Origin of the sequence: Dialister sp. i34-0019-2H8 (genome assembly GCF_042846925.1) — a bacterium.
Classification (GTDB): domain Bacteria; phylum Bacillota; class Negativicutes; order Veillonellales; family Dialisteraceae; genus Dialister.
Genome location: NZ_BAABYQ010000001.1, coordinates 2220729 through 2238243, shown reverse-complemented (window position 1 = coordinate 2238243; position 17515 = coordinate 2220729). Strand labels below are relative to the sequence as shown.

General features: G+C 53.9%; 17 protein-coding genes and 1 riboswitch. Of the genes, 2 read left to right on the top strand and 15 right to left on the bottom strand.

Features of this window, described 5'->3' with window-relative positions; all coding sequences use genetic code 11:
* Positions 1 to 43 precede the first annotated feature (43 nt).
* Positions 44 to 1156, top strand: coding sequence for an ABC transporter ATP-binding protein (locus ACGG9R_RS09750; RefSeq protein WP_390154495.1), 1113 nt, complete (start codon positions 44 to 46; stop codon positions 1154 to 1156).
* A gap of 148 nt (positions 1157 to 1304) precedes the next feature.
* Here ACGG9R_RS09750 and ACGG9R_RS09745 read toward each other — a convergent pair whose 3' ends face one another.
* The 5 genes from ACGG9R_RS09745 to nikB all read right to left on the bottom strand — a co-directional run bounded on the left by ACGG9R_RS09745 (position 1305) and on the right by nikB (position 6551).
* Positions 1305 to 2117 (bottom strand): ABC transporter ATP-binding protein, encoded by an 813-nt coding sequence (locus ACGG9R_RS09745; RefSeq protein ID WP_390154492.1) that lies wholly within the window; start codon positions 2115 to 2117, stop codon positions 1305 to 1307.
* Positions 2114 to 2899, bottom strand: a complete 786-nt coding sequence (locus ACGG9R_RS09740; protein ID WP_390154489.1) for an ABC transporter ATP-binding protein — start codon at positions 2897 to 2899, stop codon at positions 2114 to 2116. Before ACGG9R_RS09740 ends, ACGG9R_RS09745 begins: the two co-directional genes overlap by 4 nt.
* A 98-nt stretch (positions 2900 to 2997) precedes the next feature.
* The gene (locus ACGG9R_RS09735; RefSeq protein WP_390154486.1) at positions 2998 to 4578 is read right to left on the bottom strand and encodes an ABC transporter substrate-binding protein; all 1581 of its coding nucleotides are present in this window, start codon (positions 4576 to 4578) and stop codon (positions 2998 to 3000) included.
* A gap of 187 nt (positions 4579 to 4765) precedes the next feature.
* Complete coding sequence (gene nikC / locus ACGG9R_RS09730) at positions 4766 to 5596, bottom strand: nickel transporter permease (RefSeq protein ID WP_022106867.1); 831 nt, start codon at positions 5594 to 5596, stop codon at positions 4766 to 4768.
* Between the two features lies 1 nt (position 5597).
* Positions 5598 to 6551, bottom strand: a complete 954-nt coding sequence (gene nikB, locus ACGG9R_RS09725; RefSeq protein ID WP_390154483.1) for a nickel ABC transporter permease — start codon at positions 6549 to 6551, stop codon at positions 5598 to 5600.
* 744 nt (positions 6552 to 7295) lie between these two features.
* Positions 7296 to 7382: riboswitch (ZMP/ZTP riboswitch) on the top strand.
* Positions 7383 to 7485: 103 nt separating this feature from the next.
* On the opposite strand from nikB, the gene ACGG9R_RS09720 reads away from it, so the two are divergent.
* Positions 7486 to 8712 carry an OFA family MFS transporter gene (locus ACGG9R_RS09720; RefSeq protein ID WP_390155143.1) on the top strand — a complete coding sequence of 409 codons (1227 nt, stop codon included), beginning with the start codon at positions 7486 to 7488 and terminating at the stop codon, positions 8710 to 8712.
* Positions 8713 to 9090: 378 nt separating this feature from the next.
* Here the strand turns inward: ACGG9R_RS09720 and ACGG9R_RS09715 are convergent, their stop codons facing one another.
* From ACGG9R_RS09715 to ACGG9R_RS09670, 10 genes are all read right to left on the bottom strand, one after another.
* Positions 9091 to 10281, bottom strand: coding sequence for a RuBisCO large subunit C-terminal-like domain-containing protein (locus tag ACGG9R_RS09715; protein ID WP_390154480.1), 1191 nt, complete (start codon positions 10279 to 10281; stop codon positions 9091 to 9093).
* A 328-nt stretch (positions 10282 to 10609) separates the two neighbouring features.
* Positions 10610 to 11566: a glycosyltransferase family 2 protein gene (locus tag ACGG9R_RS09710; RefSeq protein ID WP_390154477.1), complete on the bottom strand. Its 957-nt coding sequence runs from the start codon at positions 11564 to 11566 to the stop codon at positions 10610 to 10612.
* Between the two features lie 557 nt (positions 11567 to 12123).
* Positions 12124 to 12474, bottom strand: coding sequence for an Hpt domain-containing protein (locus ACGG9R_RS09705; RefSeq protein ID WP_390154475.1), 351 nt, complete (start codon positions 12472 to 12474; stop codon positions 12124 to 12126).
* 76 nt (positions 12475 to 12550) lie between these two features.
* On the bottom strand, positions 12551 to 14530 hold the full coding sequence (locus ACGG9R_RS09700; RefSeq protein ID WP_390154472.1) for a diguanylate cyclase: 1980 nt from the start codon (positions 14528 to 14530) through the stop codon (positions 12551 to 12553).
* Between the two features lie 228 nt (positions 14531 to 14758).
* Entirely contained in the window at positions 14759 to 15028 is a 270-nt protein-coding gene (locus ACGG9R_RS09695) for a hypothetical protein (RefSeq protein WP_390154470.1), read from the bottom strand.
* Between the two features lie 96 nt (positions 15029 to 15124).
* Positions 15125 to 15397, bottom strand: coding sequence for a hypothetical protein (locus ACGG9R_RS09690; protein WP_390154468.1), 273 nt, complete (start codon positions 15395 to 15397; stop codon positions 15125 to 15127).
* A 219-nt stretch (positions 15398 to 15616) separates the two neighbouring features.
* The gene (locus ACGG9R_RS09685; protein ID WP_390154465.1) at positions 15617 to 15934 is read right to left on the bottom strand and encodes a hypothetical protein; all 318 of its coding nucleotides are present in this window, start codon (positions 15932 to 15934) and stop codon (positions 15617 to 15619) included.
* Complete coding sequence (locus tag ACGG9R_RS09680) at positions 15931 to 16527, bottom strand: DUF1700 domain-containing protein (RefSeq protein ID WP_390154463.1); 597 nt, start codon at positions 16525 to 16527, stop codon at positions 15931 to 15933. The genes ACGG9R_RS09685 and ACGG9R_RS09680 overlap by 4 nt, the downstream gene beginning before the upstream one ends.
* A complete protein-coding gene (locus ACGG9R_RS09675) occupies positions 16524 to 16847 on the bottom strand; it encodes a PadR family transcriptional regulator (protein WP_022105819.1) in 324 nt (107 codons plus the stop codon). The genes ACGG9R_RS09680 and ACGG9R_RS09675 overlap by 4 nt, the downstream gene beginning before the upstream one ends.
* Positions 16848 to 17053: 206 nt before the next feature.
* Positions 17054 to 17200, bottom strand: coding sequence for a hypothetical protein (locus ACGG9R_RS09670; RefSeq protein WP_390154460.1), 147 nt, complete (start codon positions 17198 to 17200; stop codon positions 17054 to 17056).
* Positions 17201 to 17515 lie beyond the last annotated feature (315 nt).

Genomic DNA, 17515 nt, shown 5'->3' with positions numbered 1-17515 from the left:
GCGCGAGTCGCACATTCACTAACAAATCACATGAGGTACTTCTATGCCTGAAATTATATTAAAAGATATCACAAAAATGTACGGATCTTCCGCTGCGGTGGACCATCTGAATCTGTCCATCGATGACCGTGCGTTTATCACACTACTTGGACCATCCGGCTGCGGAAAGACGACCACGCTCCGCATGATCGCGGGTCTCGAGACGCCGACGAGTGGCGAAATTTCCATTGATGGAAGAGTGGTCTTCTCATCAGAGAAAGGGATCAATGTCGCACCGGAAAAGCGCGGCGTCGGTTTCCTTTTTCAGAACTACGCCCTCTGGCCGCACATGACAGTGTATCAGAATATCACCTTTGGTCTGGAAAATCTGAAGTGGGATAAGTCGAAAATCAAAGCTCGAGCGGATGAGCTGATGGATATGTTGAAAATCAAGGAATACAGCGACCGCTACCCAGCTGAGCTATCTGGCGGGCAGCAGCAGCGCGTCGCCATCGCACGCACGCTTTCGACCGGTCCGCGCATCCTCCTCATGGATGAACCGCTCTCGAATCTGGATGCGAAGCTCCGTATGGAGATGCGCTCCGAGCTGAAGCGCCTTCATATGGAAACAGACTCGACCTTCGTCTATGTCACCCATGACCAGCTCGAAGCGATGACGCTTGCGACGAAGATTTCCCTCATGAAGAAGGGCGTCCTTCAGCAGTACGCGCCGCCGCTTACCATTTATAAAGAGCCGGCCAATGCGTTCGTTGCAGACTTTATTGGAAATCCGAATATCAACCTCGTACCCGTCAACGTGCGCGAGGCAGGAGAGAAAGAGCTCGTGCTCGCGCTGGGCGCACACACCCTGACTTTCGCGGCGCGTGAGGCTGTCCAGACGAAAACAGGAGATAAGCTGCTCCTAGGCATCCGACCTGAGCATGTCACCATCGATCCGTCGGGCACTATTGAGGCGAAAGTCTACTCTGCCCTTCCGAGCGGTATGGAAACCGTTGTGAAGCTGGATGTGGGCGGCTTCCTTTTGACCTCCGTCGTCTTTGGCGATGTGGATTTCCAGATGAATCAGAGGGTGAAGATCCGGATTTCTTCTGATAGGAATCATCTCTTTGCCAATGATGAAGAAGGAATGCGTCTGGCGAGCGGGACAGTGAAATAGCGAAAAGATAAGGATTCATACTTCTCACTAAGTCCCAAAGTTGACAAATTGCAATACTAGTCCCCAGTCACTAGTCACCAGTTACTAGTCCCCAGCCCATCAATCAAAAACCGCCAGCCGAAAGGCTGGCGGTTTTATGATGCAGAGATTAGTTGAAGAGCTCGTCTGGAAGGACCTTGTTCTTTCCTTCTTCGATGGTGAAGACGGAAGCAAGGAGCTTCTTGGAGTATGGATCCTTCGCTTCTCTGAGGTCATGGATCTTTTCTACGACCTTGCCATGCTGCATGATGACGATGTTGTCGCAGAAGCTGTTTGCGAGAGCAAGGTCATGGCAGATGAACATGTAGGCCACGTGGGTCTCTTTCTGCAGACGAACAAGCAGATCGAGGACGGTCTTTTGAACGGATACGTCGAGAGCAGAGGTAGCTTCGTCGCAGACGATGATCTCCGGCTCGAGGACCAGAGCACGTGCGATCGCGATACGCTGGCGCTGGCCGCCGGACATGTTGTTCGGATAGCGATCGGCGAAATCTTCGGGAAGGTCGACCAGACGGAGCATTTCCTTCGCCTTGGCTTCGACATCCTTCTTATCGATCATGCCGAAGTTTTCGAGTGGTTCGCAGATGATCTCCTTGACGCGCTGCTTCGGATTGAAAGCGGTGGAGGGGTCCTGAAAGACCATCTGGATGGATTTGCGGTGCTGACGGAGGGCTTCGCCTTTGAGATCGGTGATGTCTTTGCCGTGGAAAATGATTTTCCCGCTGGTCATGGAGTAAAGACGGGTCAGCATCTTGGCAAGGGTGGACTTGCCGGAGCCGGATTCCCCGACGATACCGACGGTCTCCCCTTTGTGGATGGTGACATTGACATTTTCGGCTGCATGGAGCTTCTTGCCGTCACCGAGGTCGAAGACCTTGCAGATGTCGACCATCTGGAGGATTTCTTCTCCGTAGTTTTTCATGCGTCTTTGCCTCCCATCTTCGGAACAGCCGCAAGGAGCATACGGGTGTATTCTTCCTTCGGGTGATAAATGACATCTTCTGCTTTGCCGTATTCGACGACGCGGCCTTTCTTCATGACCATGATGTAGTCCGCCATGTAGCAGGATACGCCCATGTTGTGGGTGACGATGATGATGGCGGTATTCATTTTGTCACGGACATTCATCATTTCTTTGACGATGATGGCCTGGTTTGTGACGTCCAGAGCGGAGGTCGGTTCATCAGCCAAGAGGAGCTTAGGCTTCATGGCCATCGCCATAGCGATGCCGACGCGCTGGCGCATACCGCCGGAAAGCTCGTAGGGATAGCATTTCAGGATGTGCTCTGGGTTCGGAAGGCGCACCATTTCGATCATGGAAATCATCAGGTCATGGGCTTCCTTGTCGTCCTTGATGCCATGGACGGCGAGGAATTCACGGAATTCGGTGCCGATGGTGCGGATCGGATTCATCATAGCGCCGCTGTCCTGGAAAATCATGGAGACGTCTGTGCCACAGAGTGCGCGATGCATTTCAAGAGTCTGCTTCTGGGTATCTTCGCCTTCAAGAATGACCTGACCTTCCGCTATATGACCGCCGCCGGGCAGGACGTGCTGGATAGCACGGATGACGGTGGTTTTCCCTGAGCCGGATTCGCCGACGATGGCAAGGATCTCGCCCTCATCCAGGTTGAATGTGACGCCCTGAACGATGGGGGGCTTGTCGCCGTAGGCAATTCCCAGGTTTTTGACTTCTAATAGCATGAAAGTCTCCTTGTAAAAATAGTAAGCAGTAAGCAGTAGGCAGCAAACCGCAAATGGCTGGCCGCCTACTGCTTAGAGCAAACTGCTGGCTAAACAAATTATTTTGCCGGAGTGATGTCCTTGGTGATCCAGTAGTAGTCGCACGGTTTGATGTCCGCATGTTCTACGGCTTTGCTGGAAATCATATTGGTCTGCGGGTAGCCGAAGATGAGGGTCGCAGCGTCATCCTGGAGGATCTTCTGCATCTTGATGATGATGTCTCTACGCTTAGCCGGATCGAATTCGGAAGCCAGCTGATCGGAGAGTGCATCGTATTCCGGGTTGGAGTAGCCGGAGCCGTTCTGCGGGTTGGAGCCGTTGGTGTTGGTCTTCCAGTACATGTTGATGAAGACTTCCGGATCGCCTGCCTGTTCGGAGAGGACGTTGGAGATCAGGAGGTCATATTCACCGCGGGTGCCGATGCCGTCGAGGACGTTGTAGTCGACGTTCTTCAGGTTGATTTTGATGCCGACTTTCTTAGCGTCAGACTGGGTAGCTTCTGCGAAGAGCGGGAGTTCTGCACGACCGGAGTAGAAGATGAAGTCGAGTTCGAGCGGCTTGCCGTCTTTGTCGACATAGCCATCGCCGTCGGTATCTTTCCAGCCTGCTTCTTCGAGGAGTTTCTTTGCATTTTCTACATTGGTCTTATCCGGATAGGATTTGTTGAGTTCATCGAAGCCGAAGTCAAGGGACGGCGGAAGGAGCGGGCCGCCTGGGGTGAAGGTGTCTTTCAGGAGGACCTTGCAGTAGGTGTCGCGGTCGAGGGACTGGAGCAGTGCCTGACGGACTTTCTTGTCAGCGAGCGGTTTGCCTTCTTTCACGGAGAGGCGGGCGAGTACGTCGCGGATGGAGGAGATGGTGGAGGTGGTGAATTTCTTCTGGTCGGAGAAGAGCTGCATGTCGCCAGGTGCTACGTTGACAGCCACATCGATTTCACCCTTCTGCAGAGCCATAGCACGGGTATTCGGATCGTCGATGGTGTTGACGACGGCGTGCTTGAATGGAACAGCTGCGTAATAGTTCGGGTTTGCATCGAGTTCGGTCTTCGCTTTGGAGAAGGACTTGACCATGTATGGACCGGTGCAGACCGGACCCTGTTTTGCAAAGTCTACTTTGCCGTCGGAAGCGACATCGACGATGATGAAGAGCGGATCGCCCAGCATGCCCGGGAGGGTAGCGATCGGCTTCTTGGTGTAAATGGTGACGTTCTGGCCGTCAGCGGTGATGTGGTCGAGTTCGAACATGGCTTTCGCACGCGGTGATTTTGCGAAGGTACGTTCAATGGATTTCTTGACAGCTTCGCCGGTGACCGGGGTGCCGTTGGAGAATTTAATGTCTTTGATCTTGAAGGTCCAGGACATCTTGTCGTCAGAGACTTTCCAGCTTTCAGCGATCCATGGTTCTGCATTCATCTTGTCATCGAAGTGAACGAGACATTCGCCGATGCCGTAACGCATGACCTGCCAGCCGAAGTAGTTGTCGGCCGGTTCGAGGCTGTCTGCGAAGTTCGTAACGCCGACAGTCAGGGTGTCCTTCGGACCTTTGGAGGCATTGCCGGAGTCACCGCCGCAGCCGGAAAGACCAAAAGCCATGAGAGCAGCTGCTGCAAAGAGGGCACCTTTTTTGTAAATAGATTTCATCGTGTACGCTTCCTTTCGGTTAAATGATATAAAAAATAATGGGAATAAACATGAGTTAGTGACAAGTGTCTTGTGGCTAGGGATTAGGGATTGGTGACTAGTGACTAGTGACTAGTCACTAGTCATTTAAATACCACTTTCGGGCATCGTCTCATATGTATTCGCGGCGATGCCGCCACCCTGAACCTTATCCTTCATTTCTCGGGTCAAGGACATCGCGGAGGGAGTCGCCCCAAAGGTTGAAGACGACGACGGTGATGAAGATGGAGAGACCCGGGAAGAACATTAGCCATGGAGCTGTCTGGAGCTGCTGACGGCCTTCATTCAGCATGAGGCCCCATTCCGGAGCCGGCGGCTGGCTGCCGAAGCCGAGGAAGGAGAGTCCGGCAAGCTCCATCATCATGGCGCCGATATCAGCAGCCGCGGTGATGACCATGAGCGGGAGAATGTTTGGAAGGATGTGGACCCAGAGGATATGCGCTGCGGAACCGCCGGATACGACAGCCGCATCGACGAATTCACGACGCTTGATCTTGAGGACCATGGAACGGGAGAGGCGGGCATACTTGGTCCATGTGACCGCAGTCAGTGCGATCATCGCATTGATGAGCGAGCCGCCCATGATACCGGCGATGGCGATCGCAAGGATGACGCCCGGGAAGGAGATCATCATATCAGCGATACGCATGATGACGATATCGACGATGCCGCCGAAGTATCCGGAAATGATGCCCATCGTGGTGCCTACGACGAAGATGCAGACTACGAGGGCGATGACGGAGGTCAGGGAGTAGCTCGCGCCGTAGAGGATACGGGAGAGCACGTCACGTCCGAGCTTGTCTGTGCCGAAGAGATGCGCCGCAGACGGTGCCTGGTTCGCATCCTTCATGACAGCGGTGAGCGGGTCATGAGGAGCGATGACAGGAGCAAGGAGTGTGATCGCCAGAAGAAGGACGACCAGAAGAGAGGTGAAGCGGAAGGCTTTATTTTCTTTGAAGCCTTTGACTAAGCTTTCCATATCAGTGACCTCCCTTTCTGAGTCTTGGATCGAGACGGTTGTAGGACAGGTCGACGATGAGGTTGATCATCATGTACATGAAAGCGATCCAGAGAACGATGGCCTGTACGGTCTGGAAGTCACGGTAGGTGATGGCCTGTACGACCATGTAGCCCAGACCCGGCCAGGAAAATACGATTTCTACGACAGCGGCGCCGCCCAAAAGAGAACCGAAGGCCAGACCGAAGAGGGTGACCAGCGGGAGGAGGGCATTCGGCAGGACTTCACGCCAGAGGATGTGGCTTTCCGAAAGGCCGCGGGCACGTGCGCCCATGACGTAGTCCTGATGCAGTTCTTCGAGCACCGTGGCACGTACCTGACGGGTGTATTTCGATGCCATGACGATGCCCAGGGTGCACATCGGCAGGATCAGATTTTCGAGGGAAATCGAACCACCGACGATCGGGAAGAGGGAGAGCTTCAGTGCGAAGACCCAAAGGAGCATGAGGCCCATCCAGAAGTTCGGGACGGAGACACCGGCAAAGGTGCAGCCGCGGACGAGGTAGTCAAACCAGGTATTCTGCTTGACAGCGGTATAAATGCCGAGCGGAATGGAGAAGACAAGCATGAAGAGGGAGGAGGCCAGCGCCAGAATGACGGATGCCGGGAGGGCTTCCATGATTGCATCAATGACCGGCTTCTTCATCATGAAGGAGAAACCAAAATTACCCTGTACGACTCTGCCGAGCCAGTCCAGGTACTGCAGAAGGAACGGCTTATCCAGACCCAGTTCATGGCGGAGTGCGTCGATCTCTACCTGACTAACAATAATATCTTCATTACCGGCGATCATCTGCCTAACGGGGTCACCCGGAGAGAGCATGATCAGACAGAAGGTAATGAAGCTGATGCCGATCAAGACGAGAACCATCTCGCCCAATCGCATCCCAAGCTGCTTCATTGACAAACTCATCATCTCCAATTTCTTGATAATATAAAATGGTATAAAGACTGGGATTTTATCATCTGTGTTTTTCCCCTGCCGATGCGACGGGAGAGCCGTTTTTTCGCTGTCTGGCGCGGCGGCGAGGAGAGAGCTCTTCGCCGGCTCTTACAAACCCGTCACTTTCGATGACTCTTGAAAAAAGGCACCAAAAAACAAGGTCGGGAAGGGGACCTTGTTGGCTTAATGATAACAGATGAAGAGTGGTTTCCCAGGTTACTCTTTAAAAAGAATAAGGCAGAAGCGGCAGAACATGAGATCGTATTCTTATTGTTTAGCAGTTCCTTACAACTTCTTACAAATTATATCATATAAATTATAACGGGTAAACAAATAATTAGCGCAAATATTTATACATGACAATAAATATTGAATGAAACATGTGAAGATACCTATAGGGGGTATGGGGATACGGAGAATCTGTGAATTTTCCGATAAAATTAGGCATTATGACATATAAATAATATCATACCGTACAATTTGTATTGCGTAATCAGCAAATAAAATGGGGGGGGAAGCCGGTATCCTATGCATATGTTGCATGAATGATGATGAAGATCTGGAGGGCGGTTTTCATTAAAAAATAAGAAACTGGCAAATGGCATTGGCAAGGCATGTCCCGTGCGCGCCTCTTGAGCGGAGGGGGAAGATGTTTTTTGGAGGGACGCTTCCCATTGACAATCTCTCGTATCCATGCTAGGCTAGATATACAATATAGATGAGCCGCGGAACTGACGGAAATAGGTGGAATGAACCACGTGGACTGCGGGCCTCATGAAAAAGCCGACCGTCTGGGCAGGGAAATCTGCTCAGGCGGTTTTCGTTTCCCTGCGATGCCTGCTAAATGGCATCGCAGAGACGGGAGCGTGCAGATTTCCCTTCATTTCAAAAATGGAGGGATTTTTTGATGAAAAGAAATCGCTGGCTCACTGCTCTGGCGGCCGTGGGGATCCACATGTCTATCGGAAGTGTGTATGCATGGAGCGTCCTGACGCGCCCTGTGATGGAGACGATGGGGCTCTCGCTTTCTTGGGCCACATGGGCCTTCTCGATCGCGATCCTGTTTCTGGGGCTTTCGGCAGGCTTCTTAGGCCCTCTGGTCGAGCGGCTGGGACCGTCTCGGAGCGGGATGGTCTCTGCCGTCTTTTTCAGTACGGGTCTCCTTGGGACAGCGGCGGCGGTTCACTGTCAGTCCGCTTTCCTGCTCTATCTCTTCTACGGAGCCATCGGGGGCATTGGTCTTGGCACGGGCTATATCACGCCTGTCTCTACGCTTGTGAAATGGTTTCCCCGGCATCGCGGCTTTGCGACGGGGCTGGCCATCATGGGGTTCGGCTTCGCAGCGCTCATCGCAGGCCCTGCCATGCGCTATCTTGTCGATCGCTTCGGGCTCACGGAGAATTTCCTCATCCTTGCCGCTGCCTATGCGCTGGTCATGATCCTTTCCGCCTCCTACATCCGGCCGCCGAGGAAGGGTGAGATCCCGATGCTTTTGGAAGAGGTGCTTGAGGAAGAGATCCGAAAGGATGGGGAAAAGACAGCTCAGGCCAAAGGTCTCACGCGCAAGGAGGCCATGCACACATGGAAATGGTATGTGCTGTGGTGGATCTTCTTCACGAATATCACCTGCGGCATCGGCCTTCTTGCCGTGGCTTCGCCCATGGCGCAGGAGATCATCGGCATGAGTGCGGCCGAGGCAGCCTCCCTTGTCGGTATCATCGGTATCGTGAATGGCGCCGGCCGTATCCTTTGGGCATCCGTCTCCGACTGGATCGGACGCGGCGTGACCTACATGATCTTCTTTGCGTTCGAGGTCTTCGCTTTTTATGCACTTGCCCATGTCAGTGATGCGCTTCTCTTCGAGATGCTGGTACTCGCCGTGATCTCCTGCTACGGCGGCGGCTTCTCCTGCATGCCTGCCTTCCTATCCGATCTCTTCGGCGTGAAGCAGCTCGCCTCCATTCACGGCTCCATCCTGACTGCTTGGGGCATGGCAGGTGTCGCCGGCCCGCTTCTCCTTTCTTTCATGAAGGAAACGACGGGGGGCTATGCAGCGACGCTCCATCTCTTTTCTGCCATGCTCGCTGTGGCTTTTGCCTTATCCTGGGTCCTTGCGTGGAAGGGACGGAAATAAAAAAGCTCCGCACTCTGCATGCTGATATGATCCACCTGAAGCAGACAAGGTAAATAACCAAACTGCTTTAAGTGGATCATATCAGCATGAGTGCGGGGCTTTTTCAGTGAGGAAATTAGAAATGAGGAATTAGAAATGTTGGTGCGGCACAAAGGCTGGGATAGGCTACCCCGAAAGGGCAAAACGGTAAATGAAGATGTGGGATGGCAGGTAACAGGGTCAGTGCAAATGAGCGATATACCGCTACGGTGAATTGTGCCCCTGCGGGGCACTCTATCCTGCGCCTTCGGCGCGCCCCTTCTTCAAGGGGCTGCTCAGTTGGGGGAGAATCCCTAATCCCTAATCCCTAGCTACCAGTCACTAGTCACCAGTCACCAGTCACTTCTCTCCCGCCGCTTCCGCGAGCTTTTCGAGGAAGAATTTCGTATTCGCGGTGAGGTCAGGGCCTTCTGTCTGAAGAGCGCCGCCTACGAGGAAGATGGTATCGGGACCGTAGATGCGGATCATTTCCTTGAAGAGCTGCCAGCGCATGCCGCCGGAGGGGACAGGGAAGATTGTCCGAAGGTCTGCCATCTTCGACTCGGTGCCTTCCGCGATCTTCTGGCAGGTATCCTGCGAGAAGGAGAAGCGGCCGCCGAAGCTGGTGAAGATGACCGCATCTGCACCGGCGAGTCGGGAGAGCTGGCCATAGTAGCAGAAGGGGGAAATGCCCGCATCCTGCGAGAGGACCTGCGGACCGGAGAAGCAGGGGTGCAGGAAGATCGGCAGGCCGAAGTCCGGATCCCGTGCGAGATCACGGATCATGGTGAAGCCGGTGATGGCAGGGGCGGCCATGATGCCGTCAGCCCCGATCTCCTTGGCCTGATAGGCACGCTCCAGGAAGCCCAGACCATCTGTGGTACAGTTGGCGATGTACATGCTTTTCCTGCCGGTTTTTTCTTTGGCATCCGCAAGTGCCATGACGCACTGGAGGACACGTTCTTTGAAAGGCGCATAGTGCTGGTCCATGAGGCTGTGGTCATCCTTGATGATGGGGCAGCCGCCGAGTGCGAGGTCATAGACCATTTGCGCGAGCTCCTTCGGAGATCTGCCGAGCGGCTTGATGGCTGACATGAGGATCGGACCGTGCGGCACACCGCAGAGGTCACGAAGACCGCTTCTGCCGAAACGCGGGCCCGGGTAATTGTTGTACATGGTCTCGGGCAATTCGAAGGACATGAGGCGGACGCCGGGCTGCAGGCTCGTATTTCCGAAAAGCATATTGAGGAGCTCGGCCATTTCATCACCGACAGCCTCCGGCTCATAGGAGATCGTCGCATAGTATGCGCCGGCTTCCGCCTTTTTCAGATCTTCGATCTGGCCGACGATGGTGTCAGCGATCGGAGTGCCGTCTACCAGTTCGTAAGGACACTCGATCGTCTGCTCGACGGCGACAGCGAAGGCGATCTTCTTCGCCTCTTCATAGGTGGGAGCTGCGATGCGGTACGTCGCAGTAAAACGCGAAGACTGGTGCAGGTCTTCTGTCAGTTCGGAAAACAATTCACTTTCAAAAAAGGATGTATTGGACAAGAGGAGGTCTCCTTTCGGAAAAATGGAATGGGAAGGGGTAGCTCGCGGAGCGTGCTGCCCCTTGATCTCGTATGAAAGAGGGGGAGCGGGTTCTATAGGTTCAAGAGGTTCAAGAGGTTCAAAGGGGTTGGTGCGGCGCATTTCGTCATCCTGAGCGGAGAAAAATAGAGAATGGCTTATCTGAAGTATGAGAACTGAGTCGAAGGATCTAAGCGCCGCAGAGTATAAATAGTCGCGATGCCCGAAGGGCAGACGTCTGATGTCTGACGTCTGACGTCTGACGTAACGTCTAATCCCTAGACCCTAATCCCTAGCTACTAATCCCCAGTCACTCTTTCTTATGGCTCATGCGATAGGGATTATCGAGATGGGCGGCGGTGTCGTCGGAGAGCCAGTAGAGGGGGCGGTTTCTGGTCTCTTCAAACATACGCCCGAGGTATTCGCCGATGATGCCGAGGCCCATGAGATTCAAGCTGCCGAAGATGGCGATGAGGATGGTCATGGTCGCCCAGCCGGGGACGGCTTTGTCCATCATGACGCAGTAGAGGACATGAAGGATGAGAAGGATGCCTGCGACGGCCGCGAAGACACCTAGATAGAATGCCACACGCAGCGGCAGGGTGGAATTCGTGATGATGCCGTCCATCGCGAAGTGCAGCATTTTTTTCATGGAAAATTTCGAGACACCGGCGTGGCGGGCAGGCGCTTCAAATTCGATGGTACACTGCTTGAAGCCAAGGCCGCCTACGATGCCGCGGATGAAGCGGGAATGCTCACGGAAACGCAGAAAGGCATCGAGCGCTTTGCGATCCATCAGGCGGAAGTCGGAGCCGCCCGGGACGACGGGTGAGTTTGAAATGGAATTGATCACTGCGTAGTAGCCTGCCGAGGTCAGCTTCTTGATGGGGCCGGCATCTTCTGTCGCGGTGCGGATGGTTTGTACGATGTCATAGCCTTCCTGCCACTTTTGGATGAGCTTCGGGATGAGCGCCGGTGGGTGCTGCATGTCGCCATCCATCGTGATGACGGCGTCTCCGACGGCAAAGTCCATGCCGCAGGTGATTGCGATCTGATGGCCGAAATTGCGTGCAAAGGTCAGCGCCCGTACATGCGGGTCGCCGGCTGCCAGCTGGTGGATCAGCTCGTCGGTGCGATCCTTTGAGCCATCATTGACGTAGATGATCTCGTAGTCCATATCCAGCGTCTGCATGACTTTCGTCACTTCGTCATGGAAATAGACGACATTGCCATCTTCATTATATACAGGTGTTACGATCGATATCATGATTCCTCCGTTAAGGCACATAAGCCTACGCTATATTATAGCACACTCAGACATATATATAATCAGATATATATATGTAGTATAAATAGAATGTGTGTATGGCGGATCGCGGGGAGTTAAAGAAATCATAAAATCGATGAGGGTTCAGGGTTAGCCCCTTGGGCGTGCTGTCCTTTGATTGCGTGCGAAAGCTCTGCTTGAATGAGGAATTAGGAATTAGGAATGGTGGTGGCGGCTTCGCCGCAAAGTATATATGGGGCGATGCCCGAAGGCCTCGTGATAACAGGTTTCCCCCGTATCGTAAGCCTTCCCCTCGAGGGGAAGGTGCCCCGTAGGGGCGGATAGGGCACTGGCGGTATGAACGACAGATGAGGCATGCAGAGAGGTGCGCGGCACATGTGGGGAAAGTGAGAATTCCTGACTGCGAATGACAAAGATTTCTCGCATGCGCTCGAAATGACGATGTGAGAGTCTGCTGTTTCCCTGTCACCAGTCACGAAAGTCGCAAATAAAAAACGCTTTGAATCATTCACGATCCAAAACGCTTTTATCACGTCCTATTCGTCGACCTCTTTGATGCAGGCGACGGTCATGTCATATTTTTTCTTCAGCTGCGGGAAGAGGGTGTCTGTGCCGTCCATGGTACCGGCGCGGAGGATTTCTGTGATCTCGATCGCCAGCGGTGAGAGCTGGCTGAAGCCGAGGTTCTGCGTGATGCCCTTCAGCGTGTGTGCGGCGCGGAAGGCTTCATCCACGTTTTCCTCAGCGAGGCTCTTTTCGAGCAGCGCGAAGGTGGGGGCGTCTAAGAATTTCAGCGCAAAACGCTTGATAAAGGCGTCGCTTGGGAGACGGCTCTTCACTTCGGCGTAGTCAGCGCCCATTTTGTTGTAGCATGCTTCGATATTCATAGGAAACTCCTTACATTCAATGGATTTGTGGCGTGGCGCGCCACGGAAAAGATGAGAGGGGAGGAGAGATCATCGGTCACAGATCCCGGATGATCCCGTCGGGGATCTTCCGATGGATGGCAAGGCCGGTGCTGTTTTTCTCTAGTTCCTCCTTCAGGCTGTCTTTGATGTCCAGCAGACAGTTCAAGAGGAGCGGGTTGAAGAGGCCGCATTCCCCGTCGAGGATCATCCGGATGGCTTTTTCGTGAGCGAAGGCGTCCTTGTAGACGCGCTTGCTTGTCAAGGCATCGTAGACGTCAGCGATGGATACGATCTGCGCAGAGATCGGGATGGCATCGCCCTTGAGGCCGTCGGGGTATCCGCGACCGTCCCAGCGCTCGTGATGCCAGCGGCAGATGGCGTAAGTCACCTTGACAAGGGGCTCTTCCCGAAAGGCTTCCAGATGTTCGACCATCTTCGCGCCGATCAGGGTGTGCGTTTTCATGATCTCGAATTCTTCCTTGGTCAGCTTGCCGGGCTTGTTCAGGATCTTCTCATCGATACCGATCTTGCCGATGTCATGGAGAGCGGCGGCATTCGTGATGAGGGCTTCATCCTGCCAGGTGAGATGGTAGCGGCTGGTGCGCTGCATGACACGTGATAAGAGAAGCTCGGTGATGCGGCTGACACTCAGGATGTGCTTGCGGCTTTCCCCGTTTTTGAGACCGACGACTTCGGAAAGGATGCTGATGATGATGTGGTTATTTCGTTCTTTTTCCTGGATCTGGCTTGACACCAGGCTCAAGAGACGGCGCTGCTTGGCATACAGCTTTGTGATATTGTCCGAGCGTTGGCGGACGACGTTCATATTAAAGGTGCGGGTGATATAGTCGGACGCGCCCATGTCATAGGCTCTTTGAATGAAGGCAGGGGAGTCTTCGGCGGAGATCATCATGACGGGGATGTCATCGAGCCAGCGTTCCTTCTGCATGACGGCGAGTACATCGAAGCCTCCGAGCTTCGGCATGACGACGTCGAGAAGTACGAGGGAGATCTTCGTTCCGAGCTCATAGAGGAGAGCGAGCCCTTTTTCACCGTCTGCGGCTTCGAGGACCTCATAACGATCGCGTAGCATTTCTTTCAGGAGATCCCGGTTCAGCTCCGAATCATCGACGATCAGTACCTTCGGCTTCGCAGCAGAGGTATCGAGCAGCGCCTTTTCATATTCCACCTCTTCGTCCATGGCCACGGTATTTTTATAGGACTTGGCATAGTACATGAGCTTGTCCGCACGGGAGACGACTTCTTCGATGCTGCCGCTGTAGAGCATAGCGCCGCCGATGCTGGCAGAGATCTTAAGTCCGGGGAATTCGGGGAAGTCTGCCTCATGGATGTGCTCTTGGATGGTGCGGAGCTTCTCTGCGAAGATGGAGGAGGAGACGTTCGGCATGATGAGGAGAAATTCATCTCCGCCATAGCGGATCAGCTTGTCTGTCCGGCGGATGCTTTTCTTTGTGATCTGTACCAGCGCCTTCAGGGCGGCATCGCCTGCGCTGTGGCCGAAGGTGTCGTTGTAGAGCTTCAGGTCATCGAGGTCGATCAGAGCGGTACCGGCAACGCCGGAAAAGCTCTTCATTTTGTCTTCCCAGAAACGGCGGTTGTACGCGCCGGTCAGGGCATCGATGTAGAGCTGCTGGCTGAAGGACATCAGCTGGTCATAGCCTTGCGCAAGGAAGAGGTCTGTATTATCGATGTGCTTTAGCATTTCCAGAACGTAGGGCACTCCTTCGATCGTGAGCGGCTTCGCAAAGATCTGGTACATTTTGCCGTCGATGACCTTGAAGTGGAGATGCATGCCCTTATCGGTAAGGGTGCTCTGATGGTTCTGCGGGGCGCAGAATTCACAAGTGCTTCGGCGGCTGTCATCATCACCTGCGGAAAGCGTGGAACCATCCGCTGTATCCCGGCCTTCGGGAGGCGCAGCCTTGACAAGACGTACTATGGAAAAAAACTTCCGCAGACACTGTATGTCCTTCTGCACGTTTTCCATGGTCGATGATTCTTCTTTGGAACTCATGTCGTACTCCTCTTCTGTATATTTGTTCCCCTGTAAAAGAAACTTTGCAGGGGTGGCGGGAAATACTGCGTAGGTGCAGAGATGGATGCAAGAGTGAGACCGGATAACGATCAGATCCGTGCTTTCAAAGTCCGGATTCACGGCTGCCGCGCGGTCATGCTAAAACGCACAGCCATACGGCTGTGCGTTTTTCTTGGGCCTCTTTTCCTGGGGCTTGAGAGATAGGTGTCATCGAGTGACGCAGATCGGGGGCTTGTGGTGGTATCTCCGCTCCGCCTTGACATGGTGCGCATGGGCTCTCCTATGCTTCTTATGGTGGCGGTATTCCGGCGGCGGAAGGGGATCGCCCGGATGGCGGGCTTCATGAAGAGCGATGTGGTAGTCATGGCCCCTTTCTTCCATGTCTGCGGCCGAGGCCGTATTCAGAGCAAAGGCACCGGCGGATAAGAAGGCAAGCGCACAAGCGGCGATCAGGAAACGTTTTTTTATCGTAGTCATGACAGGCTCCTTTCATTGGGGATGAGGAGCAACGACTCCGAGAAGCACTGCTTCCATCGGACTGGCCGACGAAGGCAGTGTTTTCTTGACATCGTCTCAGAGCCGATGCCACTCTACGTCATCCTCATCGGTATGACGTCTCTTTTCGGGATGGGCTTTTTCCTGATCCTGCTTCAGCTGGTCAGGATGAAGTTCGTAATACTTCTTTTCCCAGTCTTTCAGCTCGCGCTGGGCGGGCTTCTTAGCCTCTGCCTGTCCGGCATTCTGCGGCGTCGGATCCTTGGCGCTCGCCGTGTCAGTGAGGAGGGCAGTGCCCGTGAGGGCAAGACCTAAGAGAGAAGCGGTGAGGAGTACATTCAGTTTTTTCATGATGATTCATCCTTTCTTTTATGACGGCGAGGGTCGCATAAAAATCTGTTGTACTCAGTATATATAAAAACGCAGGGAAAGGGAAGGGGAGAAAAATGAGGAGTGAGGAATGAGGAGTGAGGAGTGAGGAGTGGTGGTGCGGCGCATCAAAATATGGAAGCGCCGCGGAGTGTAAATAATGGCGATGCCCGAACGTGGTATTTAGTCCCTAGTCCCTAGTCACTGATTTCCCTCTTCCTGCGGAGCTGTCGGCGGGCCTGCTTTGTCGCGCGCACTCTGGTGATGGTCTTTGTCTTCCATTTTGGGATGGGACGGATTCATCATGGGCGCGCGCTGTTCTTCTTTTCTGGGACGGGCAACGGGCGGGGGCATTTTGCCCGGCTTTTCTTTTTTATCCCGGCCAAAGGTCTCCATGATCTTCGGGCGGTTCACCTGCGCCCAGCTTCTGTACGCCGGGGCGTCATTGACGAGGAAGGAGGCGGCGGCGCTCATCATGGAGATGATCGCGAGTGCGATGCAGACGACGATCTTTTTCATTTTTCTTCACCGCCCTTCTCTTCCTTGGAAAAGGAGCCCTGCAGGGCCCTACTGCCTTCGCGGCCGATGAGGAAGACGGCGAGTGCGGAGGAGACTCCTGCGACGCCGATGGAGAGCTTCGTCATGAGGTGAAGGCCGGGCAGAGGCATGACGCCGGGCAGCGGAGCAAACTCGATGGAGATGAGAGCGAGGATCAGCAGGGTCGCGCAGATAAGAATGATAGCGAGGAGAAGGCTGGTGCCGTAGAGCAGGCGCGAGGTGAGAAGCGCCGCCCTTTCGGCAGCCGCAGGCAGCTTCGGACTGACCTCGTCCCAGGCTTTTCCCGCTTTGCGGGCCGCTGCGGTCGCGGCTTCCTTCGCGTCATCGGTGAAGCGCACGCTTTTGGATTTCTCATCGACGACGCCCTCAGAAGCGTAGGACTCATAGATGTCCTTCGGACTTCCGAGCTCCTTTGCGATGGCCTCTTCGGTGAGCCCGCGCTTCTTTCCTTCTTCAAAGTGGGCTTCGTAATCAGCGAGGATCTCTTCCACCTCGCTCTTCTTTGCATTTCTGAAATAGTAGCGGAGAAGGTCTAAAAATTCTGTTTTATTCATTGAGGCTCGCCTCCTTCTTGCATGAGCTTCTGTACTGCTTTGTTAAATTCCTGCCATTCTTTGACAGACTCTTTGAATTCCGTGCGTCCGCTGTCCGTGATGCGGTAGTACTTTCTGGGCGGACCATTGTGTGACTCGGCGAGATAGGTATCGACGAGCCCATCCTTCTTGAAACGGTTGAGGAGCGGGTAAATGGTGCCTTCGGACATTTCAATGTATTTGGAAATCTCTGTCACCAGCTCGTAACCGTAGAAGTCTTTCCGGCGGAGCATGGAGAGCACGACGATCTCCATCACTCCCTTCTTGAGTTGGACGTTCATGATCGCTCCTTTCTTTAGGGAAATGCTGATCGCATAGGCGACCTTGGTTCTCATCTGCTAATACTATATCACAAGGTACTTTGTAATGCAAGGTACTAAACGATGAAAGGATCGGCCGCGGGCGGGGTGTCTCTTGATGGCATGGAAGAGGTTCAGCGGGTTCTATAGGTTCAGCAGGTTCAAAGGGGATGGCGCGGCGCATTTCGTCATCCTGAGCGGAGGGAAACGATGCTTGTTCGATAGCCTACGCCAGAACAGACGAGGTTTGCGTCGAAGGATCTCGGCGAAGCCGCCATCACTCCCGCAGCCATCGAACGCTCTTTCATTAAACGAACTTTCAATAAAAATTCCATTTGACAAATGCATTTTCATCCTGTATACTTGCAGTCAAGTTCAAACAAGTACATGCTGTGAACGAGAGGAAATCGGAAGTTCGGAGCCTCAGAGAGCCGGTGGATGGTGAAAACCGGTGCAACGTATCCGTGATCTATCACTCGTGAGCTTCCCGGCCGAAGGTAGTAGGCTTGGACGGATGTCCCCGTTACGGAATAGCCATTAAAGTATAATGCAGGGTGGTACCGCGATCTCGCCCCTGTCCCAGAGTGGACAGGGGCTTTTTGATTTCCGGTACGCCCCTTGGCAGAGTATAAATGCAAGGTGGTACCACG

What these genes read in the sequence shown, in the direction of transcription:
- ACGG9R_RS09690 (WP_390154468.1), bottom strand. Translation starts at nt 15,397, where the DNA reads ATGAAAAAACTGAATGTACTCCTCACCGCTTCTCTCTTAGGTCTTGCC.
- nikB (WP_390154483.1), bottom strand. Translation starts at nt 6,551, where the DNA reads ATGATGAGTTTGTCAATGAAGCAGCTTGGGATGCGATTGGGCGAGATG.
- ACGG9R_RS09745 (WP_390154492.1), bottom strand. Translation starts at nt 2,117, where the DNA reads ATGAAAAACTACGGAGAAGAAATCCTCCAGATGGTCGACATCTGCAAG.
- ACGG9R_RS09680 (WP_390154463.1), bottom strand. Translation starts at nt 16,527, where the DNA reads ATGAATAAAACAGAATTTTTAGACCTTCTCCGCTACTATTTCAGAAAT.
- ACGG9R_RS09675 (WP_022105819.1), bottom strand. Translation starts at nt 16,847, where the DNA reads ATGAACGTCCAACTCAAGAAGGGAGTGATGGAGATCGTCGTGCTCTCC.
- ACGG9R_RS09705 (WP_390154475.1), bottom strand. Translation starts at nt 12,474, where the DNA reads ATGAATATCGAAGCATGCTACAACAAAATGGGCGCTGACTACGCCGAA.
- ACGG9R_RS09700 (WP_390154472.1), bottom strand. Translation starts at nt 14,530, where the DNA reads ATGAGTTCCAAAGAAGAATCATCGACCATGGAAAACGTGCAGAAGGAC.
- ACGG9R_RS09685 (WP_390154465.1), bottom strand. Translation starts at nt 15,934, where the DNA reads ATGAAAAAGATCGTCGTCTGCATCGCACTCGCGATCATCTCCATGATG.
- nikC (WP_022106867.1), bottom strand. Translation starts at nt 5,596, where the DNA reads ATGGAAAGCTTAGTCAAAGGCTTCAAAGAAAATAAAGCCTTCCGCTTC.
- ACGG9R_RS09750 (WP_390154495.1), top strand. Translation starts at nt 44, where the DNA reads ATGCCTGAAATTATATTAAAAGATATCACAAAAATGTACGGATCTTCC.
- ACGG9R_RS09670 (WP_390154460.1), bottom strand. Translation starts at nt 17,200, where the DNA reads ATGGAATTTTTATTGAAAGTTCGTTTAATGAAAGAGCGTTCGATGGCT.
- ACGG9R_RS09710 (WP_390154477.1), bottom strand. Translation starts at nt 11,566, where the DNA reads ATGATATCGATCGTAACACCTGTATATAATGAAGATGGCAATGTCGTC.
- ACGG9R_RS09735 (WP_390154486.1), bottom strand. Translation starts at nt 4,578, where the DNA reads ATGAAATCTATTTACAAAAAAGGTGCCCTCTTTGCAGCAGCTGCTCTC.
- ACGG9R_RS09740 (WP_390154489.1), bottom strand. Translation starts at nt 2,899, where the DNA reads ATGCTATTAGAAGTCAAAAACCTGGGAATTGCCTACGGCGACAAGCCC.
- ACGG9R_RS09720 (WP_390155143.1), top strand. Translation starts at nt 7,486, where the DNA reads ATGAAAAGAAATCGCTGGCTCACTGCTCTGGCGGCCGTGGGGATCCAC.
- ACGG9R_RS09695 (WP_390154470.1), bottom strand. Translation starts at nt 15,028, where the DNA reads ATGACTACGATAAAAAAACGTTTCCTGATCGCCGCTTGTGCGCTTGCC.